This is a genomic window from Dethiosulfatibacter sp. (assembly GCF_983023055.1).
Genome location: NZ_CEZJXU010000180.1, coordinates 1 through 4,694 on the forward strand (window position 1 = coordinate 1; position 4,694 = coordinate 4,694).

6 protein-coding genes are annotated in these 4,694 nt (G+C 36.9%); all 6 read left to right on the plus strand.

Features of this window, described 5'->3' with window-relative positions:
- The coding region (locus tag AC3AX0_RS07460; RefSeq protein ID WP_487549679.1) for an aminotransferase class III-fold pyridoxal phosphate-dependent enzyme at positions 1 to 735 on the plus strand (735 nt) is incomplete at its 5' end.
- 356 nt (positions 736 to 1,091) lie between these two features.
- The gene (locus AC3AX0_RS07465; protein ID WP_487549680.1) at positions 1,092 to 2,186 is read left to right on the plus strand and encodes an alanine racemase; all 1,095 of its coding nucleotides are present in this window, start codon (positions 1,092 to 1,094) and stop codon (positions 2,184 to 2,186) included.
- 153 nt (positions 2,187 to 2,339) lie between these two features.
- Positions 2,340 to 3,239, plus strand: coding sequence for a PLD nuclease N-terminal domain-containing protein (locus AC3AX0_RS07470; RefSeq protein WP_487549681.1), 900 nt, complete (start codon positions 2,340 to 2,342; stop codon positions 3,237 to 3,239).
- Positions 3,239 to 3,937, plus strand: coding sequence for a DNA/RNA nuclease SfsA (sfsA, locus tag AC3AX0_RS07475; protein WP_487549682.1), 699 nt, complete (start codon positions 3,239 to 3,241; stop codon positions 3,935 to 3,937). The genes AC3AX0_RS07470 and sfsA overlap by 1 nt, the downstream gene beginning before the upstream one ends.
- Positions 3,927 to 4,151, plus strand: coding sequence for a MoaD/ThiS family protein (locus AC3AX0_RS07480; RefSeq protein ID WP_487549684.1), 225 nt, complete (start codon positions 3,927 to 3,929; stop codon positions 4,149 to 4,151). Before sfsA ends, AC3AX0_RS07480 begins: the two co-directional genes overlap by 11 nt.
- Positions 4,152 to 4,183: 32 nt before the next feature.
- Complete coding sequence (locus AC3AX0_RS07485) at positions 4,184 to 4,564, plus strand: metal-dependent transcriptional regulator (RefSeq protein ID WP_487549683.1); 381 nt, start codon at positions 4,184 to 4,186, stop codon at positions 4,562 to 4,564.
- Positions 4,565 to 4,694: the final 130 nt, after the last annotated feature.

A 4,694-nucleotide genomic window follows, 5' to 3' on the forward strand; every position in this document is an offset into this window, starting at 1 on the left:
GAAAAGGCTTATCAAAGAGGCTACGGTCCTTTGACTCCTGGATTCAAGGTTATAGAATACGGAGATATAGACCAGCTTAGGGAAGCAATAACTCCAAATACAGCTGCATTCATAGTTGAACCTATTCAGGGAGAAGGCGGAATCATAGTTCCAACTTTTGGATTCTTGAAGGAAGCCAAGAAGCTTTGTGAGGAAAACAATGTTCTTCTTATTGCAGATGAGGTTCAAACCGGATTTGCTAGAACAGGAAAGATGTTTGCCTGCATGTGGGAAGATGTTGAGCCTGACATGTATGTAATGGGTAAGGCACTTGGCGGAGGAGTATTCCCCGTATCTGCAGTTGCAGCTGACAAATCAATACTTGGCGTATTCGAACCAGGTTCTCACGGATCTACTTTCGGTGGAAACCCACTTGGATGTGCAATAGCAATTGAAGCAATGAAGGTAATGGTTGAAGATGATTATGTAGGAAAGTCAAGTGAAATGGGTGCGTACTTCCTGGAGAGACTTAAAGAAATCAACAATCCTCATATAATAGATGTAAGAGGAAAAGGTCTTTTCATAGGTGTTGAATTTGACCACAAGGCAGAGCCTTACTGTGACGAGCTTAAGGAACTGGGAGTTCTAGCTCATGAAACTCACGAAACAGTAATCAGATTTGCACCACCTCTAATCATCACAAAAGAGGAAATTGACTGGGCAATGGAAAGAATTAAAAAAGTTCTTGATAAATAGAAATAAACACTAAATATATGGATTTTGTGGACAACTCTGTGGACACACCCCTAAATCTGGGGATAACATGGTGATTTACAGTAGATAATGTATCATGAATATTGTATACAAGCTGTTGATAACATGAACAACCTTCTCACCAGAACAGTTAAAAAGGCACTGAAATATTGAAATTTCAGTGCCTTTTATATTGTTAAGAAGTTGTGGAGAAATCACCCGATTTGGTATTAAATTGTTGATTGATGATGTGGATAAGATATCAAGTTCACAATTATGACAATAAATGATATAATTAGTAAATAAAAATCAAAAAATAGAACGTGATAAATACAACATAACAAATCAAGAGGTGAAGCATGAAAAATAGATATCCTAAACTTACAATCGACATGAATAGATTGAAAAACAATTTTGATATAATCAACAACATGTGCAACAATTTTGGAATAGAAACAGCATTTGTAATAAAAGGATACAATGGAATACCGGAGATTTCCGAGGAAGTGGCAAAATGGGGCTGTGTTCAAATTTCTAGTTCAAGGATAGAGCAGCTGAAGGATCTTAAGCTTAGAGGACTGGCAGTGGATACTTTGCTGGTTAGACTGCCCATGATGTCAGAGATTGAAGATGTTGTCAGATATGCAGATATAAGCTTTAATTCCCAGAAGGAAACTCTAGTTGAGCTTAACCGGGTTGCAATAGAAAACAACATTAAGCACGGGGTTATTTTAATGAGGGATCTTGGTGATCTTCGTGAAGGTATTTTTGACAGAAAGGAATTCACCGACACTGCATGTTTCGTGGAAAATGAACTGGAAGGACTTATTCTTGAAGGTGTGGGAGTGGCACTCAGCTGTTACGGATCAACATATCCAACTGTTGAAAATATATCTGAACTGGTTGATAATGGACGGGAAATAGAAGGACTCATAGGAAGAAAGCTCAGGTATATATCAGGTGGTTCCTCCACATCTCTTAACTTGGTACACAAGGGCGAAATGCCTGAGGGAGTAAACCACTTGAGGCTTGCAGAATCCATAATATGTACTTTAGACCTTCCCTTGAACTGGGATACTGACATTGAAGGACTGGACAAGGATGTATTCACACTGGAGGCTCAGATAATAGAAATCAAGGAAAAACCTTCATATCCCATAGGCAGAAAGGGTGTCAATGCCTTTGGTGAAGAATTGGAATATGAAGACAGAGGAATTAGAAAACGAGCACTCCTTGCAATAGGAAATAGGGATATTGGAAGTTATACATCTCTGGTTCCAGTGGATGAGGGAGTAGAACTCATAGGAGCGAGCTCCGACCATTTGATCTTGGATATAGAGGATGCGGTGAAGGAGTATATCATTGGTGATATATTAAAGTTCAATCTCTTTTACCAGGCAATTCTTTTTGCTTCTGATAGGAATATAATGAATGTGGAGATTATAAACAAATAGTTCTATGAATTAGAAAACTAAATAGGAATACAAGGGCTTTTCCTACTATTGGGAAGGCCTATTATTTTGTTATAGCTTAAAAAAGATAATCATATATATTATTCATAAAAAAATGATATAATTAAGTGTTCAATAAAATAAAGAGGTGTTTTTATGATAGGAGTAGCGTTTATACCGTTTGCAATTATATTTTTCATACAATTAATTCTTGCAATATTTGTATACAACGACAGTCAAAAAAGAGGAATGAATTCTATGTTGTGGGTGTTAATAACTGTCCTGCTCCCCAACTTTATTGGCTTCATAGTATATCTGGTAGTAAGGGGACAGGCCGGTACACAACTTGGAGAAAAATTAAAGGATTTACAGTCTCATCAGTGGGAACAGAATAACAGACCTGAAGACAGAGTGGATACAAGAAGCGAAGATATAATTGATTCAAGGAAAAAATCCGAAAGCAAGCAGTATTACAGTACCAAAACACCAAAGGGTGGAGGTACGAGATGCCAGACCTGTGGAAGGATTATTTCAGGATATCCAAACAAGTGTCCATACTGCGAAGCTCCAGTTCACAATGAAATGCATGAAGATGATGATTTAATGAGGGCAAATGCCGCACGAAAAGGAATAATAGCAGTTGTGGCAGTATTTCTTGCAATTGGAATGCTTGCTTTTGCATTGATTTCACTCACTCCCTTCAGGCATATGGAGATTTCAGAAGTTATCGATACCTTCAAATACGATATTTTTAATGGTGAGGATAAAAATGCAAGCTCCATAATAAGCAGCAAGTATTCCTACTGGGATGGAACAAAGGAAAAAATCATAGAAGCCGACAAGGATGGAGTTCTTGATATTGAATTTGAAATGGAGTCAAAGGAAGGTATACTATTTGCTGTAATAAAGGATTCCGACAACTATATAATGTACAATATTCCGGGAAATATTCACGAGCATATAGAGATCAACGTGAAAAGGGGTGAGACATACTATATATCCATAGTAGGACAGGAAACAAAGGGGTTTTATAAATTTGAATGGAGTATTAAATAATGAAGTATGCAGACATAGTAGAGGGTATTTTTCTAAAGAGGCCCAACAGGTTCATAGCGGAAGTACTGATTGATGGGAAGGAGCACAGTGTTCATGTGAAGAATACAGGACGGTGTAGAGAAATACTCATTGAAGGAGCAAGGATATATCTTCAGGAATCGGACAATCCCAAAAGGAAGACAAGATTTTCTCTTATCAGCGCCTACAAGGGAGACATGCTAATAAACATAGACTCCCAGGTTCCCAATAAGGTTGTTTATGATGCCTTTAAAGACAAGAAAATTGAAGGCTACGAAGATATTCTTCTTCTTAAAAGGGAAAAGACCTACGGTAATTCAAGGTTTGACTTGTATTATGAAAGAGAAGACGGAAGAAAGGGATTTGTAGAAGTAAAGGGAGTAACCCTTGAAAAGAATGGAATATCCATGTTTCCCGATGCTCCTACGGAAAGGGGTCGAAAACATCTTCTTGAACTGAAGTCAGCAAAAGAAGAGGGATACGAATGTGCAGTTTTCTTCCTTATTCAGATTGAGGATATTTTGAAGTTTATTCCCAATTATGAGATGGATATAAAATTTGCAGAAGCATTGAAAACAGCAGAAAAAGCCGGTGTAAATATACTGGTATACAATTCAAAAGTCAGCAGCGATGAAATTAAAATAGATAAAAAGGGGGAATACAGCCTTGATGATTATTGAAATAAGCAGGGTACTTATACAAAAGTCAAAGATTGAAATACCTATTGAAATAGATCTTTTAGAACCTTGTTCAATAAAAAGTCTCATAGAGAGACTTAACCTTGAAAATATGGGATATGCGGTTTTTTTTGTAAATGGAAAAGAAGTTAAGAAGGGCCATATTTTGAGTAATGAGGATAATCTAAGAATACTACCTATTTTTGGCGGCGGATGATTGTGAATAACATATTAGAGAAGAGGTATTGAATGATCAAAAATGAATCAATGGAGATGTATCTTGAGACAGTCTATATTCTTGAAGAAAGAAGCGGACATGCCCACGTTACCGAAATTGCAAAAGAACTTGATGTTTCAAAACCCAGTGTTACTAAGGCTATGAAATATTTGAGAGCAAAGGGTCTTGTGGAAAAGGAGCCCTATGGTTCTGTAACACTTACGGAGAAGGGTAGGGAAATAGCGAAGAAAATCTATAGAAATCATCTTGCAATAACCCGTTTTTTGGAGACATCATTGAATATGAAACCTGAAGATGCTGATAAAGATGCATGTAGAATAGAGCATGTAATTAGTAACAGTATGCTTGAAGCCATAGAGGAATACTTGAAGAAGAAAGATGCAGATAGTTAAGGGTAATTAACCAAAATGGTTTTCTGTTAATTCGTTGACAATTGTTATCAAATAGTATATTCTATTATTGTTGCACGAGGTTAACTTTTGTGTAACGAGGAGGTTGAAATGGTAGCAGGTGTAAATTCTA

Excerpts from the sequence above, each read along its gene's own strand:
- AC3AX0_RS07465 (WP_487549680.1), top strand. The coding sequence starts at position 1,092 with ATGAAAAATAGATATCCTAAACTTACAATCGACATGAATAGATTGAAA.
- AC3AX0_RS07470 (WP_487549681.1), top strand. The coding sequence starts at position 2,340 with ATGATAGGAGTAGCGTTTATACCGTTTGCAATTATATTTTTCATACAA.
- sfsA (WP_487549682.1), top strand. The coding sequence starts at position 3,239 with ATGAAGTATGCAGACATAGTAGAGGGTATTTTTCTAAAGAGGCCCAAC.
- AC3AX0_RS07480 (WP_487549684.1), top strand. The coding sequence starts at position 3,927 with ATGATTATTGAAATAAGCAGGGTACTTATACAAAAGTCAAAGATTGAA.
- AC3AX0_RS07485 (WP_487549683.1), top strand. The coding sequence starts at position 4,184 with ATGATCAAAAATGAATCAATGGAGATGTATCTTGAGACAGTCTATATT.